The organism is Dactylosporangium sp. CS-047395, assembly GCF_050942185.1.
GTDB lineage: Bacteria > Actinomycetota > Actinomycetes > Mycobacteriales > Micromonosporaceae > Dactylosporangium.
Genome location: NZ_CP192015.1, coordinates 2,330,266 through 2,347,731 on the forward strand (window position 1 = coordinate 2,330,266; position 17,466 = coordinate 2,347,731).

At 70.2% G+C, this 17,466-nt stretch carries 13 protein-coding genes and 4 tRNA genes; 13 read left to right on the forward strand and 4 right to left on the reverse strand.

All coding sequences use genetic code 11. The features are described from left to right. The first annotated feature begins 41 nt into the window (after positions 1–41). The 4 genes from ACQP00_RS10785 (at position 42) to ACQP00_RS10800 (ending at position 4,728) form a co-directional block, all read left to right on the forward strand. On the forward strand, positions 42–1,337 hold the full coding sequence (locus ACQP00_RS10785) for a hypothetical protein (RefSeq protein ID WP_433217839.1): 1,296 nt from the start codon (positions 42–44) through the stop codon (positions 1,335–1,337). A gap of 235 nt (positions 1,338–1,572) precedes the next feature. Beyond that, positions 1,573–2,856, forward strand: coding sequence for a citrate synthase (locus ACQP00_RS10790; protein ID WP_433217841.1), 1,284 nt, complete (start codon positions 1,573–1,575; stop codon positions 2,854–2,856). 126 nt (positions 2,857–2,982) lie between these two features. Next, positions 2,983–3,642, forward strand: coding sequence for a hypothetical protein (locus tag ACQP00_RS10795; protein WP_433217843.1), 660 nt, complete (start codon positions 2,983–2,985; stop codon positions 3,640–3,642). Between the two features lie 339 nt (positions 3,643–3,981). Then, entirely contained in the window at positions 3,982–4,728 is a 747-nt protein-coding gene (locus tag ACQP00_RS10800) for a hypothetical protein (RefSeq protein WP_433217845.1), read from the forward strand. A gap of 237 nt (positions 4,729–4,965) precedes the next feature. Here the strand turns inward: ACQP00_RS10800 and ACQP00_RS10805 are convergent, their stop codons facing one another. Further along, the gene (locus tag ACQP00_RS10805) at positions 4,966–5,355 is read right to left on the reverse strand and encodes an STAS domain-containing protein (RefSeq protein WP_433217847.1); all 390 of its coding nucleotides are present in this window, start codon (positions 5,353–5,355) and stop codon (positions 4,966–4,968) included. Between the two features lie 35 nt (positions 5,356–5,390). After that, a complete protein-coding gene (locus ACQP00_RS10810; RefSeq protein WP_433217849.1) occupies positions 5,391–6,356 on the reverse strand; it encodes a sodium:calcium antiporter in 966 nt (321 codons plus the stop codon). Positions 6,357–6,957: 601 nt separating this feature from the next. On the opposite strand from ACQP00_RS10810, the gene ACQP00_RS10815 reads away from it, so the two are divergent. The 8 genes from ACQP00_RS10815 (at position 6,958) to ACQP00_RS10850 (ending at position 9,958) form a co-directional block, all read left to right on the forward strand. Further along, on the forward strand, positions 6,958–7,659 hold the full coding sequence (locus tag ACQP00_RS10815) for a hypothetical protein (RefSeq protein WP_433217851.1): 702 nt from the start codon (positions 6,958–6,960) through the stop codon (positions 7,657–7,659). A 58-nt stretch (positions 7,660–7,717) separates the two neighbouring features. Next, on the forward strand, positions 7,718–8,128 hold the full coding sequence (locus ACQP00_RS10820; protein WP_433217853.1) for a response regulator: 411 nt from the start codon (positions 7,718–7,720) through the stop codon (positions 8,126–8,128). 82 nt (positions 8,129–8,210) lie between these two features. Further along, positions 8,211–8,831, forward strand: coding sequence for a hypothetical protein (locus tag ACQP00_RS10825; protein ID WP_433217855.1), 621 nt, complete (start codon positions 8,211–8,213; stop codon positions 8,829–8,831). Positions 8,832–9,064: 233 nt separating this feature from the next. After that, positions 9,065–9,137, forward strand: a tRNA-Leu gene (locus ACQP00_RS10830). 47 nt (positions 9,138–9,184) lie between these two features. Next, positions 9,185–9,628: an HNH endonuclease gene (locus tag ACQP00_RS10835; RefSeq protein WP_433217857.1), complete on the forward strand. Its 444-nt coding sequence runs from the start codon at positions 9,185–9,187 to the stop codon at positions 9,626–9,628. Between the two features lie 58 nt (positions 9,629–9,686). Beyond that, positions 9,687–9,759: transfer RNA gene (locus tag ACQP00_RS10840), tRNA-Ala, on the forward strand. Between the two features lie 12 nt (positions 9,760–9,771). Then, a tRNA-Ser gene (locus ACQP00_RS10845) sits at positions 9,772–9,857 on the forward strand. 15 nt (positions 9,858–9,872) lie between these two features. Beyond that, positions 9,873–9,958 (forward strand) — tRNA-Ser (locus ACQP00_RS10850). 225 nt (positions 9,959–10,183) lie between these two features. Here the strand turns inward: ACQP00_RS10850 and ACQP00_RS10855 are convergent. Next, positions 10,184–11,080, reverse strand: coding sequence for a glycosyltransferase family 2 protein (locus ACQP00_RS10855; RefSeq protein ID WP_433217859.1), 897 nt, complete (start codon positions 11,078–11,080; stop codon positions 10,184–10,186). 1,711 nt (positions 11,081–12,791) lie between these two features. Then, on the reverse strand, positions 12,792–15,284 hold the full coding sequence (locus ACQP00_RS10860; RefSeq protein ID WP_433217861.1) for a hypothetical protein: 2,493 nt from the start codon (positions 15,282–15,284) through the stop codon (positions 12,792–12,794). Between the two features lie 408 nt (positions 15,285–15,692). Here ACQP00_RS10860 and ACQP00_RS10865 point away from each other — a divergent pair, with 408 nt between their 5' ends. Further along, a complete protein-coding gene (locus ACQP00_RS10865; protein ID WP_433217863.1) occupies positions 15,693–17,246 on the forward strand; it encodes a DUF2334 domain-containing protein in 1,554 nt (517 codons plus the stop codon). Positions 17,247–17,466 lie beyond the last annotated feature (220 nt).

Below are 17,466 nucleotides of genomic sequence, written 5' to 3' on the forward strand. Positions count from 1 at the left end.
GTACCGGCCGTAATGCGGATTTATCCGGATAAAATCGGACCATGACGCAGGTCGGACCCGTGGGCAGCGGCGGTGAGCCGCTCACGGTGCTGTGGTCGTGGCGGCAGCGGCTCGAGCAGGGGGACGAAAAGCCGAAAGAGCAAGACACGCCGCAACGGCGGCAATCCCCTGAGCCAAAGGACAGTCTTGCACAAGACGGGCCCCTGGACGGGCCGAAAGAGGGCGATCAGGGCTATCTGCCGCAGCTCAAGGCCCGGCTCCGCGACTCGCTCGGGGACGTGAGCGGGGTGGTGCGGCGGCTGTCGGAAGTACCACCGGAACAGCGCACTGTTCTTCACACCGCGGTCGCCGCGGATCCGGCGGCGGCCGAGCGTGGCCTCGCCTGGCTGCTCGAGCACTTCAGTCAGCCAAGTGCCGTCGTGCCCGCCCTGGGCCGGATCGCGCCGGCGGTCGACGCGCTGATCGCCGCCCGGCCCCGCCAGCTCGAACTGTTCGGCGACGCGCTGGTCGCGGCCGCGCGTGACACCCGCGGCGAGGCCTGGACCGACGAGGACGCCAACGCCTGGCGCGACGCCTGGAAGTTCCTGGTCGGCTGGCTGCGGCAGGGCGCCCAGCTGCACCACGGCGAGACGCCCTACTGGACCGGCACGATCCTCGGCCACGACCGGCGCCGCGACGACGTGGCCGTGTTGACCGTGGGTACCGACCTCCCGTACCCCTTCCGCGCCGGTCAGCGCGCGATCGTCGAGTGCCACACGGTGCCCGGCGCGTGGCGGGCCTGCTGGATCGGCGACCCGCCGGCCGAGGACCACCACATCGAGATCCACGTCCAGGCGCTGCCGGGCGACAAGGCCACCGGCGCCCTGGTGCGCGAGGGGGGCGTGGGCGACCCGATCCGCCTGCACGCGGCCGAGGGCGACTTCGTCATCGAGCCCGGCCGGCCCGGCTCGGTGCTGATCGTGGCCGAGGACGTACACGTCACGCCGATCAAGGCGCTGCTGAGCGAGCTCGCCGAGCGCGGCGACGAGCGGGTCGTGCACCTGTTCTGGGGCGTGTCGACCCGCGAGGACCTCTACGATCTTGAATCGCTGCGCGAGCACGCGACCCGGTGCGCCCACGCGTTCGTGCACGCGGTCGTGGCGCGGGGGCCGGCCCACCCGTACACCAGCGGCTCACTGCCCCAGGTCGTGGTGGACTTCGGCGAATGGACCTCGCACGACGTGTATCTCAGCGGAAGCCCCCTGGCTGTCGGCGTCATGCGCAACATGCTGCTGCAACGCAATGTCGATCCGCGCCGTATCCACACGGTGACGCTGGAGCCGATCAGCGCGCCCTGAGGGAAAGTCCATAGGAACGTCGTAAAGGAAAGATGGTCCGGCCGCTGCCGCGATGCGACGATGGATTTTCAGGCGCGACCGGATGTCACGAGTAGGAAATATCGCAGTGACACGCCCCGGCTGGAGGTGGGGCGGGATCATCTGTAATCCTGCGCGGAGGCGCCATAAGCGCCGGTCGCGGGCAATGACGGCCGCGGCCAGGAGCCGACTGCGGGATGAGACGGGAACGACGCGCATGAGTGAGTACAACATCACATACCCCGACGGCGAGCTCGAGCTCAAGCTGCGCAAGGCGACCGAGGGCCCGGGCGGGCTGGAAGTCGGTTCGCTGCTCAAGCAGACCGGTCAGGTCACCCTCGACACCGGCTTCGTCAACACCGCCTCGTGCGTTTCGTCGATCACCTACATCGACGGCGACGAAGGCATTCTGCGCTACCGCGGATACCCGATCGAGCAGCTGGCCGAGGGCTCGACCTTCCTGGAGAGCTCCTACCTGCTCATCCACGGCGAGCTGCCGAGCGCGACGCAGCTCGAGGAATTCACCAACCGCATCCAGCACCACACGCTGCTGCACGAGGAGATGCGCCGCTTCTTCGACGGCTTCCCGCGCGACGCGCACCCCATGGCGGTGCTGTCCTCCGCGGTCAGCGCGCTGTCCACGTTCTACCAGGACAGCCTGAACCCGTTCGACAAGGAGCAGGTGGAGATCTCCACCATCCGGCTGATGGCCAAGGTGCCGACCATCGCGTCGTACGCGTACAAGAAGGCCATCGGGCAGCCCATGCTGTACCCCGACAACTCCCTCGGCTACGTCGAGAACTTCCTGCGCATGACCTTCGGCGTCCCCGCCACGCCGTACGAGATCGACCCGGTCATGGTCAAGGTGCTCGACATGCTCCTGCTGCTGCACGCCGACCACGAGCAGAACTGCTCGACCTCGACCGTGCGCCTGGTCGGCTCCAGCCAGGCCAACCTGTTCGCCTCCGTCTCGGCCGGCGTCAACGCGCTGTTCGGGCCGCTGCACGGCGGGGCCAACCAGGCCGTGCTGGAGATGCTGCAGGACATCAAGAACGACGGCGGCGACGTCCAGTCCTTCGTGCGCAAGGTCAAGAACAAGGAGGCCGGTGTACGCCTGATGGGCTTCGGCCACCGCGTGTACAAGAACTACGACCCCCGCGCGGCGCTGGTCAAGAAGGCGGCGCAGGAGGTCCTCGGCCGGATGGCGACCCCGGACCCGCTGCTCGACCTGGCCATGCAGCTCGAGGAGATCGCGCTGGCGGACGACTTCTTCGTCTCCCGCAAGCTGTACCCGAACGTCGACTTCTACACCGGCCTGATCTACAAGGCCATGGGCTTCCCGACCACGATGTTCACCGTGCTCTTCGCGCTCGGCCGGCTGCCCGGCTGGATCGCCCAGTGGCGCGAGATGATCAACGACCCGGAGACCAAGATCGGTCGCCCGCGGCAGGTCTACACCGGCTACGGCTCGCGGGATTACACCCCGATTGCCGCTCGGTAAAGACCCGCAGCGCCGAGCGGTTCTTGCTCGTTTGTCTACTTGACGGAGATCGACCCCGGCTGTCTCATACATGGGTCCGTCTGGGGTCGATGTCCGTTTTGGACGAATGAGCATTCGGGAGCCGGCATGAGCGCGCCAACGTTGTCGCCGCTGTTGACCGCGGCAGTGCAGGACCGCACCTCGGGGGCGACCGGGGTGGCCCGGCAGGTGCTGGACGGGCTCGCCGAGTTCGTGCACGATCCGGCGACCCTGCGCGCGATGGTGGCTCCGCTGCCCGGCCTCCTTCCCGGGTACGCCTCGATGTGGCACATCGCCCGCGCCGCCAACAGCCCCGATCCGGGTCCGGCCCTGCGCACGATCCGCGAGCAGCTCGACCGCGACGTCGAGCGCTCGGTCGCCCTCGCCACCCGCATCCTCGAACAGCGCGGCGGCTGGGTGCGCACCGCGCCGAGCAGCGCCCTGGTCAAGGCGGCCGTCGCTGCCCTTCCCGCCGGTACCGTCGACGCGCCCGGCACCGAAGGCCTGGAACCCGTCACCGGGCTGGCCGGGGCCGACGCGATCAGCCTGACGCGGGTGCTCAACATCAAGGGGACGCTGAACCTGGCCCGCACAGTTCCCACGATCGTGGTCACCACATCGTTGAAACTCGTGCCGGAGGACGTCTTCGAGGGCCTCGGCTCGCCGCTGTTCGAGCGCATCCCGCTGGACGCCTTCTGGGCCGTGATCCTGGACGGCGAGCTGCTGACCCCGGCCGAGGCGGGCCACCGCGCGGCGCAGCTGTCCTGAGCCCCTCACCGCGCTTGGGAGCGCTTCCAATTCATCGGCGATCTTGTCATCGTGAATGATTGTCGTCCGTGGATGCGTGCTACCTAGCAACAGACAACATTCTTTCGAAATGATTCGCCGCGGAATCCGTGGCCAGGCAACGGATGCGCGGCCCGGCTCCACATTGGACAGATCGGAAGACGGCACGATTCGGGGCTGTGCAACCGGTCGTTCCCGGAGTACATTTCCTGCAACCCGAGGACTGCCGGGGCCGCCGCTTCCCCCGTGGCGGCGGCCCCGGTCTCGGGCACTCCGCGCCGCGCGCGTTTGCCCCGGTTCCCGTCGGGAGACCACGACGTCATGGCTGCCCTCGATACGCGACCTGACGAGAAGACACCGGGACCGCCGCCCCGCACCGTGTACCTCATCGGCGCGGTCATCCTCGCCGCGCTCATCGTCTTCGCGATCGTGGCGGCCCTCGCCTGGCCGCGCATGAACGGTCAGCGGGCAGAGGGCACGGCCCACACCGCCACCGGCGACGTGCACGGCCGCGACCACGCCACGCTCGACCTCGTGACCGGGACGACGTCGGTCACGGTGCAGGCGGCGGACCTGGGCGACACCCTGTACAAGGTGGAAAGCCCGCAGACCCCGAGCGTCACCGACACCGACGACCGCATCGAGGTCCACGTCACCGGCGGCGACGCCTCGGTCACCATCCGCCTCAACCGCGACGTCCGCTGGACGGTCCGCTTCACCGCCGGCTCCCAGAGCAACACCGCCGACCTGCGCGACCTCAAGCACCTTGCCGGCGTCGAGTACGTAGGCGGCGTCTCCGCCATAGACCTGACCCTGCCCAAGCCGGCCGGCACGATCCCGGTCCGCGTCGACGGCGGGGCGAGCGCCGTGCGCGTACACGCCCCGAACGGGGCTCCGGTCCAGGTCAAAGCCGGCGGCGGGGCCGGCCGCGTGGCAATCGACGGCGAAGAGCACAACGGCATAACCGCCGGCGCCACCTTCAACGCAACCGGCTGGGACACAGCGAACGACCGCTACACCGTAGACGCCGCCGCCGGCGTTTCAACGATCACAGTGGACCGCTACTAACGGTGGGACCCGGTGCGGTCTTGAGGGGGTGTGGGTGGAGCGAAGCTCCCCCACCGCTTTTCAGGACATAACGCGGTAACCAACGGTGCCAAGGCGCCCATACAGCGCCAAGACCTTCGGCACTCTTGGACAAAGTGGAGCTCGTCCGTTGGACAAAGTGGGTCTGTTGGACACAGGGGGTCTAACAGACACAGGGGGTCGAACAGACAAAGGTGGTCAAAGAACGACCACCCAGGCCTATGAACGAGCGTCCCGGCCCAGCTCGACCGGCGCCCCGGACACCGGGGCGTCATCGGGCAGGTCGGGCAGCCCGAACAGCTCGGTCAGGCCGGTGATCTGCAGCAGCCGGTGCACGAACGGCGACGGGCTGCGCACTTCGATGGCCCCGCCGACCTCGCGTACCTTGTTGTTGGCCGCCACCAGCGCGCCGATGCCGATCGAGTCCATGAACGGCACCCGCCGCAGGTCGATGGCGAGCAGGCGCGGGCGGTAGCTCTCCACGGTGTCCAACACGACCGAGCGCAGCGCGCCCACGGTGGCCGCCTCGAGGGGGCCGAGCACTTCCACCACGACCGTGCCGCCGGGTACCTCGCCGGACTGGTGGGTCCGGACCATTGCGTCGCCCATTCAGCCCGAGTACCCGGGTCACCGAACCGGAAACGTCACGGGTTGGCCGAGATCAACAGCGGCAGCATGAGCCCGTAGGCGCACAACAGCACGCAAGCCTCCGGACGGGTGATGCGGTTCCCCCGTTTGAGCAGCAGCCACGCGAGAATGCCGGCCACCACCATCGCGGTGACCGCCGCGAACCCGAACGGCGCGATGGTCTCCCGGCCGGCCGCGAGCCCGACGACGGCGCCGCCGATGAGGCTGTTGAACAGGTTGGAACCCAGCAGGTTGCCCACCATCAGATCGCCCCAGCCCCGCCGCTGTGCCTGCACCGAGGTCATCAGCTCCGGCAGCGACGTGCCCACCGCGACCAGCGTGAAGCCGATCACCGCGTCGCTGACCCCCCAGCGGTGCGCGAGCGTGGACGCGTTGGCCACGAGCAGCTGGGCGCCGCCGAGGGTCGCGGCCAGGCCGGCGGCGCACCGGGCCGCCTCCACCCACCAGCGACCGGGCGCGGGCGGGGGCTCCACGAACGCCGCCACGTCCTCAGGCAGAGGATCGTCCGCCGGTACCCGAGAAAGCCTGACGAGCAGCACCAGCGCTCCGATGCTGAGGACTGCCAGCAGTACACCCGCGATGAACTTCAACCCGACCAGGGCGAACGCTCCGAACACGCTGACCCCGGCGACCATGAGCGGCGCCTCGCGGACCGGCACCGACGAACGGACCAGCACCGGCGAGACGAGCGCGACCATGCCCAGGATCAGCGTCACGTTGAGGATGTTCGACCCGACCAGGTTGCCCAGCGCCAGGCCGGCGTTCCCGCGCACCGCGGCGGTGCCGGAGACGACGAACTCGGGCGCGCTCGTGCCCAGCCCGATGACGACCACGCCGACGATCACCGGCGCGACCCGCAGCACGGTGGCCAGCCGGCCCGCGCCGACGACGAGCTGATCGGCCCCCACGGTGAGCAGCGCCAGGCCGACGATGCCGAGCCCGACGACGAACAGGGTCGACATCCGCCTCCTCCCACCGACGCTTGGCTCGACACGATACCGCCCGCCCACGCGGCCCCCGCGCACGCGCCGCGGATCGTATGCGAAACCCGAAACCGGTTCCGGCGGATTGACCGCTTCCACGGGTGGCGCAAAAGCGCGGAGCGCTCTACAGTTTTCAACGAGACCGGCGTCTTCCCCCGTGGATGCCGGTCTCACCATTTGTACGGGCCCTGCGTGCTTGCCGGCACCGCGTACCCTGGCCGGGGCTGCCTCCACTGTGGACGCCACGGAGCATTGGCCCATGGGCGGAGGGAGCGAGCCGGTGCGTTGTCCACGTTGCGGAACCGAGGGCGTCGACTCGGCCGGCCTGTGCCTCGGCTGCCGCCTTCCCCGCGCAGCGGCCACCCCGCTTCCCCCGCAGCCGCCCGCACCGCCGGCGCACCCGGGCGCACCCGGCGTTGCTCATCCCGCGCAGCCGATCGCGCCGTCGGGGCACCCGGGCCCGCCGCCCGCGCCTGGCGTTGCCCATCCGGCGCAGCCGATCGCGCCGCCGGCGCACCCGGGCGCGCCTGGTGTTGCTCATCCGGCGCAGCCGATCGCTTATTACCCGCCGCCGCCTCCGATGGCACCGGCGCCGCGGAACCGCAACCCGCTGCTGATCCCCGGCATCATCTTCGGCGTCGTGGCGCTGCTGCTCGTCGGCGGCGTGATCGTCTACGCGTTCACCGGCGGCGACGACAAGCCGCAGGAACAGGGGCTGACCGGGGGTACCAACCCGATCGTGGCGCCGAGTTACTCCGCCACCGAAGAAGACCCGACCCCGACGCCCACCTCCACCGGCGCGATCGGCGGCATCCCCGGACCCAGCGGCTCGGCCGGCGCCCAGCCCAGCGCCTCGGCGACGCCCTGCATCCTCGGCGTGTTCCTCGAGGAGCAGCACAACGAGCAGGTCACCGTGGTCAACACCGGCACGTTCCCCTTCACGGGAAGCGGCGCCTACCAGCGGTACAACGAGAGCGGCCGGGTCACGTTCAGCTACGGCGACGGCATGCACCTGCGCGGGAGCAGCGGCTCGACCCAGTTCGAGTACATCTTCGAGGGCTTCATCTCGTACGCGTTCAAGTTCGACGGCCGCACGGTGACCTACTCCTCGCCGCGGCCCGACGGCACCGAGACGTTCATCCGCAACGGGCACGTGGACTACAAGGGCAAGCTGGAGGCCCGGGTACCCCCGCCGATGCAGGTCAACTGCGGCCCGGTCGCGATGAGCCTGACCAACCAGATCAGCACCATCCAGCTCAAGCGCACCAGCAAGGCTCCGTAGCCGGATTGCTCAGGTGCCCCGCCGCCGTGCCGATCATGCACGCGGAGGAGGAGCCTGCATGGACAACACGCTCGCCATGGTCATTGACGACTCGCGCGCGATGAGGGGCATCCTGAAACGGATCCTGCTGCCCCTCGGCTTCGAGGTCCGCGAGGCCGCGAACGGCAAGGAGGCGCTCGACCAGATCTGGGACGACGACCTCAAGCCGGCGCTCGCGCTCATCGACTGGAACATGCCCGAGATGAACGGGCTGGAGTTCGTGATGGCGGTGCGCAAGCAGAAGCACCTGCGCCAGATGACGCTCATGATGGTCACCACCGAGAGCGAGCACGGCCAGATCGTGCGGGCGCTGGCGGCCGGCGCGCACGAGTACGTGATCAAGCCCTTCACCGCCGAGGCGATCGTGGAGAAGCTGACCTACCTGGGCCTCGTCCCGCTGGCCGAGGCCGAGCCCGCCGCGAGTGCCTGATCAGGCGCGTTGCCACGAAAGGCACGGCACACGGTCCGATAGGCGACGGAAGAACCCTGGACGCCGAACTACCGTGCGACACATGACGATCGACTTCCCGCACGGCTGGTGGGGCACGGACCTGGGCGCCGCCCGGGCGAGCATCGGAACCTACGAGCTCTACTCCACCGAGAGCCTGCCGGCGGTGGACGAGTCGCGCTCCGACGGTACGTTCGACTGGCTCGTGCCCGACGCCCCGCACGACCCGCTGCGGGCCATGGAGGTCGCCGCCCTCGCCGAGCACATCGCGCTGCCGGTGCCGTTCACCCGGTTCATGAGCAGCCAGGTGCTCATGGACGCCATCCCGTCCTGCACCGGCTGCGACTTCGACCTGGCGCCCCGTCCGGTGCCGAGCCCGGTCGAGCCCACGGCCCAGGTCGTGCGCTTCTTGCGCGATCAGAGAGACGCCGTCATCTGGTACCTCTACCTGCGCCCCGGCACCGAACCGTTCGTCATCGCCTCGCCCTGGCTGCTGGAGATCATCGGCCTGGAGGACGTCGACCGGGCCGGCCTGATCGCCAACATGGTGCATGTGGCCGACTCCTTCGAGCAGTTCATCCACCGCTTCTGGCTGGAGAACGCGCTCTGGTTCGCCGTCAACGAGGGCGACGAGTCGACCGACGAGATGAACTCATACCTCGCGCATTACACGGCCGCTATTTAATCTCTTGCGCCACCCCGCCCGGCGCGCCTATCTTGGAATACGTCAAGGCGACGAGAGACAGGAGACCAGACGATGACCGAGCGAGCGTCTTCGCTGCTCAGTAGCTTGTCGCCGCGCGCGGGCAGGTGGCTGCACTAGCGGGTTCCCCCGAGAGTCAGCCAGCCGCCCGGGCCTGCACCGGGCGGTTTTTTTGTGCCCAAACGCATTGACATACATCATTGTGTGCATTTCTTGCCGTGGTGGCCCAACGGCAGAGGCATCCCCCTCAAAAGGGGAGCGGTGCGGGTTCGACTCCCGCTCACGGTACGCAAGATCGTTTGGTTTCGAATGTGCAGATGAAGGGAGGAGGCCCGGTGACCGCGGTTCTCGTTCTCAACGCCGACCTCGGACCCCTGCACCGGGTCTCAATCCGCCACGCCATCCGCATGATCCTGCGCGAGGTGGCCGTGATCCACGAGGCGGAGCCGGACCGGGTGATCGGGGTGTACCCCATTCCGCGGGTCGTGCGGCTCGTGTCCTACGTCGTCACCCGCTGGCGCTTCACCGGCGGACCGGCCTGGTCCCGCCCCGGCGTGCACGCCCGCGACGGCCGCCGCTGCGGGTACTGCGGCGCCGAGGCGACCACCATCGACCACATCCTGCCCCGCTCCCGCGGCGGCCGGAACACCTGGAAGAACACCGTTGCGGCCTGCACGGGCTGCAACCAGCGCAAGGGCGACCGTACCCCCGTCGAAGCGGGCATGGTGCTGCGCGTGAAGCCGTCGATTCCGACGTGGCACGCGCTCGTCCAGCGCTGACCAGACGGCCCCGGCGGGTCGGCTCCTTCGCTGCCGCCGACCTCGCCGGGGCCGCCGCGGGCTCGTAGCTCATCAGGAAGAGCGCCGCTCTTGCAAAGCGGAGGTGACCGGTTCGAGTCCGGTCGGGTCCACGGTCCGCCTTTGGAAAGTTGGCTGAGTGGTAAAGCTGCGGCTTGCTAAGCCGTCGACGGGAGCCAATCCCGCGGGGGTTCGATCCCCTCACTTTCCGCTGTACGACCGGCCTGGGAAGGCCAGCCGATTGGTGCCGGCACCCGTCTCGAAAACGGCGTTGGGTTCACGCCCGTGTGGGTTCGACTCCCACCCTTCCCGCAGACTCCATCGACCTCGTTGAGATTCAAGGGCTTGGCGCAGCCGTTGTACGGCACGCTGAGCGCTTTTGGCGAGCCGGCCCAGGTTCGCATCGGCGTCGATTCGCTCGGGGGCGCTGGGGGCCGTCTGCTGCCACACGGGGATCATCACGTTCGCTCCTGTTCGCCGTGTCCGGTTGCTGTCTTTACCGGTATGACGAACGGCCGGAGCGGATCCGGACAGGTCCTAGCGAGGTTTCCCGAACGCATACTTCGTAAGGACCCGAACACTGCCCCCACTGCGCTGCTTGGCCGCCGCCGGCAGCATCGTCAGCGCATGGATCCGCGACGACAGGTGCCACCGCGCCGCCTTCCCGGCCCGCGGCCACCCGTGCGCGTCCATCCCGGCCGCGGCGGCGAGAAAAAATGACCGCGCCTCGCTGAACCGCCCCCCGGTGACCGCCGACGAGGCCGACAGGCTCTCGTTGTGCCGCCGATACTGGAACACCACCTCGGAGTCGGCCACCAGCGCCCCGCCCCGGGTGACGAGTCCCAGGATCAGCTTCAGGTCCTGAATGACCTTGAGGTCAGGATCAAACCCAACCGCCTGAATCTCGCTGGTACGCCACGCCAGCGACGGAAAATACAACCAGTTCCCGCGCAACAGGCTGACCGCCAGCGCCTCACCCTCCATGCGCACAGTGCCCTGAATCTTCGGCGCATAGACCCGCCGCTTCGTGGTGTCGGCCAGCGTCCGCACCACGCTCCCGTCGGCCCCGATCACCTCAACCCCAGGCTGCACAAGCACAGCATCCGGCTGCTGCTCAACGAGCGCATGCACCCGCTCGACATACCGAGGCAGCATGACGTCGTCACACCCCATAATCACCATGAACGGCGCCTCGGCCCGATCCACGCACTGCTGAAAGTTCCTGGTGATACCAAGATTCTGAGGATTCCGCTCGTACCGCACGCGAGGATCGCCCAGCCCCGCAAAGTACTCCGGCACCCCGGTAACCCGCTCGGCAGGATTATCGTCAAACACCGTCAACCGCCACCGCGAATCACTCTGCGCAAGCACACTCTCCACCGCAATCTTGAGCAACGGCAGCTCACCGTAGTGCGGCAGCATGATGTCGAGCACCGTGCGATCCTAACGACCGCCCTCCCCGCCCCACGCCGACCCTCCACCCACCCACTCCCGCGCCGCGCACATCCGCCCGCACGTCACGTCTCCGCCCGCGTCCCGCGCCGCGTCGTGCGTCTGCCCGTGCCCCGAGCTTGCCACCGAGCCGTGCCCTGCCCCGCGCGTCTGCCCGCGCCGTGCCGCGCCGCGCTGCCGCGCCGCGCTGCCGTGCCGCGCTGCCGTGCCGTGCGTCTCCCCACGCCGTGCTGTGCCGTGCCGTGCCACCGCGCCGTGCTGTGCCGTGCCGTGCCGTGCGTCTGCTCGCGCGTTGGGTCTCTGCCCGCGTGCCGCGCCGTGCGTCGCCCGCGCCGTCGTGCCGCGCCGCTGGCGTCGCGCGTCTGCCGCGTCGTGCCGCGCCGTCATGCCGCGCTGCGCCGTGTCGAGCCGTGTCGCGCCGCACGTTCGCCGGCGCGCCGCGTCGTGCGTCTGCCCGCGCGTTGCGTCTCTGCCCGCGTGCCGCGCTGCGCGTCGCCCGCGCCGTGCCGTGCGCGTCTGCCCGCGCCGTGCCGCGTCGTGCGTCTGCCCGTGCCGAGAGCTTGCTGGCGCGCCGTGCCGTGCCGCGCTGCCGTGCCGTGCCGCCGCGCCGCGCCGCACGTCTGCCCGCGGGCCGCGTCGTCGTCTGCCCGTGCCGTGCCGTGCCGCGCCGCACGTCTGCCCGCGGGCCGCGTCGTGCGTCTGCCCGCGCCGTGCCGTGCCACCGCGCCGTGCCGCGTCGTGCGTCTGCCCGTGCCGAGAGCTTGCTGGCGCGCCGTGCCGTGCCGTGCCGCGCGCGTCTGCCGTGTCGCGCTGCCGTGTCGCGCCGCGCCGCACGTCTGCCCGCGCCGCGCGGTGCCGCGCGCGTCTGCCCGCGCGCCGCGTCGCAGCGCGTCGTGCGTCTGCCCGCGCGTTACGTCTCTGCCCGCGTGCCGCGTCGTGCGTCTGCCCGTGCCGTGCCACCGTGCCGCGCCGCCGCGTCGTGCGTCTGCCCGCGCCGTGCCGCACGTCAGCCCGCGCCGCACCGCGCGTCGGCCCGCGCGCCGCGCCGCGCCCTGCAGCGCCGCGCCGTGCCGTGCCGCGTGCGCCGCGCCGTGCCGTGCCGCGTGCGCCGTGCCGTGCCGTGCCGCGTGCGCCGTGCCGTGCCGTGCCGCGTGCGCCGTGCCGTGCCGCGTGCGCCGTGCCGTGCCGCGTGCGCCGCGCCGTGCCGTGCCGCGTGCGTGCTGCGTCGCGCGTCTGCCCGCGCGGTGCCGCACCGCGTGTCTGCCCGCGTGCCGCGCTGAGCCCTCTTCGGATCCGGCATCGATGCCACAGCCTCCGGTCGGGCACCGCACCGCGTCCGGGGCCGGTCCGAACGTGGCGCCGAGCTCGTTGATAAGCCGTTTTCTCGACGTTCCGAGCCTAATCCGGGGCAGGTGTCATCCAGGTGTCAACGAAGCTGGGCCGCCGCATCGCGCCGGGGCGTGAGCCAGGGCGCCGGGCGAGGTGGTGTAGGGCAGGCGCGAACGAAGGTGCCCGGCGGGTGGCGGGGGCGGCGCGAGCGAAGGTGCTGGCCGGGGCGGCGTGGGAGAGGCGCGAGCCAGGGTGCCGGGCGGGGTGGCGTGGGGGAGGGTGACGAACGTACGAACCCGGATGGATGGCGGCAGAAAAACCGGCCCGTCCGTGGCAACGGACGGGCCGGGTCGGTGCGTCTAGATCAGTGCCGGGCTCGCCGCGGACCGGCCGGGGGCTGGCCCGCCGCGGCGCGCTTGGCGGCCTGGTCGCCTGGGTCCTCGTCCCATGCCTTCGCGCGGCGGATTTCGTCGAAGAAGCCGAGGAGCCGGTCGAGTTCCTGCGTGCTTGTCTTGTCGTCCGCGCGGACGGTTTTGCCCTTTTTGTTGTGCGAGCGGATTTCGCGGCCGGTGACCGACGAGGTGTCGTCGGCCGGCTCGCTCTCGTCCGACATCGGGGGACGCTGGGTCGGCATGTAGCCGGTCGGGTCCTCGTGGTGCCGGGAGGGCGGCGGCGTCACCGGGTCGAAGTGGTGCTCGTCGTAGTCCGGAGCGTCGAAGCTGTACCCGTGCGGCGCTCCCGGGCCGGCCGGGTGCAGGGGCTGGTCCTCGCGGTGGAACGCGCGCGGCGGGGCCACGTGCAGGTCCGGGTGCGACGGCCCGTGTCCGGGGGCGCCGTTGAAGCCGTTGGGCTGCTGCCCGTTGAAGCCGTTGGGCTGCTGCCCGTTGAACCCGTTGGGCGGCGGACCGGCGTAGCCACCGTGGCCATTGACCGGGCCGTGCCCGTTCGAGGGGCCGTGACCAGGACCATGGCCGTGACCAGGACCGTGGACAGGGCCGGGAACGACGGGCACCATCGGCGCCGTCGCGTCCGGGTTGGCGCCGCGGAACTGGGCCGCCGGGAACGAGCCGGTGCTGTCGCCGTTCGGTCGTTGGCGGGGCTGCTGCATCGGCGGCTCAGTGGGGTACCCACCAGGACGCCCGGAACGTTGCGAACCGTTCGGCGTCAGCGGCGCGAACGATCCGGTCGGCGACTCGGGGACCGCCTGGAACGAGCCCGTGTGCGGCGAGACGGCCGGGAAGGCGCCGGTGGCCGGCGAGGACCCGTTGCGCGGCATCCGCGGGGCGTCGAACGAGGTTGTCGGAGCTTCCTGCGGTACCGCCGGGAACTGGCCGGTGCGCGGGTTGTAGCCGCGCTCGTAGTCCTGCTCGTGCGGGGCCGACCGCGGCACCGTCGGGTGCGCGCCGGACGGGTGCCCGTTGGCCGGCCGCCCGTCGACCAGGTACGGCCCGTTCGCGTCGCCGTGGCGGCCGTGGCGCGGGGCGTTGTCCGGGGTGACGGCCGGGAAGGCGCCCGTGTTGGTCGGCGTCGGCGAGGCCACCAGCTCGACCTCACCCGGCTCGGGCAGCGACTCGCGCAGCCCGGTGGCGAGGATGAAGACGTTGGGGGCGGCGCCGCGCGGCACGGCGATGTACGCCCGCTTCCGCGCGTCGATCGGCAGCTTCTCGAGGATCTCGGCGATCGTGTGGGCCGGCGGCGGGATCTCGGCGGCGTTGGGGGCCCCGACGATCACGGCGCAGCGGTTCACGTCGACCGGCAGCTCGCGTACCCAGTCGGCCGGGTCGTTGAGGTGCTCCGGGCGCAGCCACAGGCCCGCCTGCACGACCTCGAGCACCCAGCCGGAGCCGAGGTCGAAGGTGGCCTGGCCGGCCGGGGTGCCGAGCACGTCCGGGCACGGGTTGATCCAGTCGACCGGGCGGGGCGCGCCGGTGCGAGGGGCGTGCCAGAGCTCGCGGGCGAACGTACGCCAGCGGGGAAGGCCCTTGTTGTCGATCGTGACCACGGCACGCTGGCCGGCGGGCGCGCACAGCGGCAGGCCGGTGCGCACGTGCACGGCGCGACCGAGGACGTCGGCCACCACCGGACCGACGGGACCCTCGGCGATGGGATTCTGCCCGTAAGGCGTGAAGACGCACCGGTCCGCGGCCAGTGTCGGCACGGCGGAGACGGCGCGCGCGAGCTCCTCGCGGTGCAGCGGCTCGTCGCCGGGGTGGCCGAGGATCATCGCGGGGTTCTCGTGGTCGGTCGGCACCGAGTACGCGAGGTCCGTCACGCTGCCGACGCGGCGGCGGTGCAGCCACAGGCCGGCCGGGATCTGGTCCAGGACGAGGTCACCGGGCAGCTCGGGCATCTCGGTGCACAGGTCGGACTCCCAGGCCGGGGTCGGGAAGCGCCAGCCCACCCGTACCGCGGGCGTGCCGGTCCGGAACCGCCAGAACCCTCCGGGCCGCTGCTCGCCGCGCCCGACCGGGGCGAACAGCGAGCCGCCGGGCACCCCCAGCAGCGGGCCGGCCGCGGCGATCACGTCGATGCCGAGGCGCTGGGCGATCATGTGGGCGGCGGCCGGGCGCTCATTGGTGGCGCAGGCGCCGTCCCAGGCGACGAAGCGCATCGCGGTGAACCCGCGGGGCAGCCCGTTGGCGAGGACCTCCGCGAGCTCCTCGATCATCGCGGGCTGCAGCTTCACCGTGTGGGAGCTGATCACCACCGCGCACTCGGTGGAGCCGTGTGGGCTGACGACCAGCGTCGCCGCGCCCGCGCTGGGTTCCTCACCGGAGTGAACGACCGCACCGGCACCGAGCCAGGACACCTTCATCCCGGGCCAGTGACGCAGCCGCACCTGCATCGCCGTGCTCATGCGGACCTCTCTGTGCATTTGAGCCGTACCCCGAGGGCGGTTGCTGCCGGCCGCGGCACCACCGTCCCGGCGCTTGGCCGCGAACGGCCGAGCTCGTCCGGCGTGCAAGCTGCAAGCGGGCAGCAACGAGTCAAGATCGCCCTCCGTCGGGTTTGCCACGAGCGGTGCGATGTGGAGGGGGTTCCACACCGATCACCGCAGGGCGGCCTTGCCGGATCGTACCGCGCTGAGTGACGGACGCAACCATCTCGTTTGTCGGTGAACCCGGTGGGAAACGCCAACCGGCGGGGGGATTGCGCCCGATTTGGTAGCCTTGGTGGCGACTTCTCCGGAGAGTTGCTCATGCTTCGAGCCGCAGTCCGCCGAACACTGTCCGTCACCGTCGACCCCGTCCGGCGCCTCGCCGTCATGGTCATCGGGATCGTGCTGGTCGTCATGGCCGCTTCGGTGCTGAGCGCCTGCAAAACCTCTCCAATCGGTACTTCCGGGGCGGGCCCGTCGCCGAGCCGTTCTCCTGCATACCCGCCCAGCGGGGTCCTCGTCCTGTATGACACGACCGGGCAATACGGCTCCCTGGGCGAGCTGTATGCCGTCCAAGCAGGCAATCTGGCCTCCCACTTCGGCGCGTGGCAGGCGCTGCCAGTGACGAAGTACACGTCCGGAACGGCACAGCGACACGTGTTGACGATCTATATCGGATCGACCTACGACGAGCCGTTGCCCGCGGCGTTCCTGTCCGACGTCGCCGCCGGCGCGAACGTCCTGTGGCTCGGCGGCAACCTGTGGCAGTTGATCGCCAAATTCCCCGGAATCGGTTTTCAGGCAGCGACGATCGACGATGCGATCCCCACGGAGATCCGTTATCGAGGCGTCGGGCTGACCCGCAACCCGGACGCCGGCGGACTGGTTCACGCGGTGCTCTCCCAGGGTGTGTACTCCACGAGCCTCGCCGAAGCCGCCCTGCCCGACGGCACGTCACGGCCCTGGGCGGTGCGCGTCGGCGGCCTGACGTACGTGGCGGAGGTGCCCTTCACGTACGTCACCTTCGACGATCGGTACCTGGCCATCGCGGACATCCTGTACGACCTGCTCGCCCCGAAAACTCCCGAACGCCACCGCGCCCTGGTCCGCATCGAGGACGTCGGCCCCCACTCGGACCCGGCGCAGCTGCGCCAAATCGCCGATTATCTGCATTCTCGTAATGCCCCGTTCGCCGTGGCGGTATTCCCCGTCTACGACGACGCCAAGGGCGTCTATTCCGGCGGCGTGCCGGTACACCGCACCCTGAGCGAGTCCCCGCAGGTCGTGGCCGCTTTGCGCTACATGGTCGACCAGGGCGGAACCCTGCTCATGCACGGCTACACCCACGGTTTCGCCGGCGGCCCGAACCCCTACGGCGTGAGCGCCGAGGACTACGAGTTCTACCGAGCCCACGTGGACGAGGCCGGCGTCGTGGTCCTGGACGGCCCGGTGCCGGACGACTCCGCGGACTGGGCCCTGGGTCGTCTCGCCGCCGCCCGCGAGGAGTGGACCAAGGCGGGCCTGACGCCCCCCGACATCTGGGAGTTTCCGCACTACACGGCCAGTGCGGCCGACTACCGCGCGATCGCCGCGGCGCCGGGCATCAAGGCCAGATACGAGCAGGTTTTGTACTTCAACGGCATCCTCGGCGGCGCCGGTACACGCTCAGTGAGCCAGTACTTCCCATACCTCGTGAAGGACGCATATGGGACACCGGTCATCCCGGAAACACTTGGAAACGTTGCAACACAAAGATTTAACCAGCACGGCGTCCGGCTGGCCCCAGATCTTCTGGCCTCGGCCAAGCGCCAACTCGTCGTCCGGGACAACGTGGCGAGCTTCTTCTACCACCCGTTTCTGGGCCTCCAGTACCTCCCGCAGTTGATCGAGGGCATCCAAGCTTTGGGCTACACCTTCGTGTCGGCCCCGTCCCTCTTGTGAGTGGGCACTATCCGAAGATTGGGTTCATTCCAATCTTTCACTCTTAACTGACGACCGCGGTTTTTATGCTGAACGTTCAAGCACTTCAGCACGATGGAAGAAGCCCGCCCGCGCCCCGCTGACCCGCGATGGAGGACAGCTCGGCGGTGGCAGGCGGAGTTAGTGTCTGGTGGGTTGCGGTGCGATGCGGTGGGTGGTGGCCGCGTTGCCTGCCGGACCC

Coding starts and splice junctions, on each gene's coding strand:
- ACQP00_RS10785 (WP_433217839.1), top strand. CDS start 42: ATGACGCAGGTCGGACCCGTGGGCAGCGGCGGTGAGCCGCTCACGGTG.
- ACQP00_RS10790 (WP_433217841.1), top strand. CDS start 1,573: ATGAGTGAGTACAACATCACATACCCCGACGGCGAGCTCGAGCTCAAG.
- ACQP00_RS10795 (WP_433217843.1), top strand. CDS start 2,983: ATGAGCGCGCCAACGTTGTCGCCGCTGTTGACCGCGGCAGTGCAGGAC.
- ACQP00_RS10800 (WP_433217845.1), top strand. CDS start 3,982: ATGGCTGCCCTCGATACGCGACCTGACGAGAAGACACCGGGACCGCCG.
- ACQP00_RS10805 (WP_433217847.1), bottom strand. CDS start 5,355: ATGGGCGACGCAATGGTCCGGACCCACCAGTCCGGCGAGGTACCCGGC.
- ACQP00_RS10810 (WP_433217849.1), bottom strand. CDS start 6,356: ATGTCGACCCTGTTCGTCGTCGGGCTCGGCATCGTCGGCCTGGCGCTG.
- ACQP00_RS10815 (WP_433217851.1), top strand. CDS start 6,958: ATGGCACCGGCGCCGCGGAACCGCAACCCGCTGCTGATCCCCGGCATC.
- ACQP00_RS10820 (WP_433217853.1), top strand. CDS start 7,718: ATGGACAACACGCTCGCCATGGTCATTGACGACTCGCGCGCGATGAGG.
- ACQP00_RS10825 (WP_433217855.1), top strand. CDS start 8,211: ATGACGATCGACTTCCCGCACGGCTGGTGGGGCACGGACCTGGGCGCC.
- ACQP00_RS10860 (WP_433217861.1), bottom strand. CDS start 15,284: ATGAGCACGGCGATGCAGGTGCGGCTGCGTCACTGGCCCGGGATGAAG.
- ACQP00_RS10865 (WP_433217863.1), top strand. CDS start 15,693: ATGGTCATCGGGATCGTGCTGGTCGTCATGGCCGCTTCGGTGCTGAGC.